The organism is uncultured Tateyamaria sp. (genome assembly GCF_947504105.1).
In the GTDB taxonomy this organism is placed as follows: Bacteria; Pseudomonadota; Alphaproteobacteria; order Rhodobacterales; family Rhodobacteraceae; genus Tateyamaria.
On sequence record NZ_CANNGP010000189.1, the window covers coordinates 1 to 309 of the forward strand.

At 56.0% G+C, this 309-nt stretch carries 1 protein-coding gene; it reads right to left on the reverse strand.

Annotated elements, in window-relative coordinates; translation table 11 throughout:
- Positions 1-266, reverse strand: a 266-nt coding sequence (locus tag Q1A75_RS24145; protein WP_299641579.1) for a hypothetical protein, incomplete at its 3' end; no start/stop codon positions are given.
- Positions 267-309 lie beyond the last annotated feature (43 nt).

The window sequence follows — 309 nt, forward strand, 5'->3', positions numbered from 1 at the left end:
TCGGTGTTTCTACGCAGATCTGCAAGCGCGGGCACCCGGAATTCCTTCGGCTGGCGCAACTCTTTCAAAACCTGCGTTATCACGGTGATGCGGTTATTCAAGCCTGTCCCGTATCGCTTAAACCTCGGATTACCCTTGAATAGATCAATGACTTCTGAAGAGGGCATACGCTCCAGCGCGGCCATGGCCTCACGCTTGCGTCGCTGGATCTGGTTTGCCGAACCCTCCTTCTCGGCGGGTTCGAAATCGACATAGGCCGCCGTCATGATCTCGGCGACTTCAGCCTTCGAAAGTGCCAATGTCTGGCCG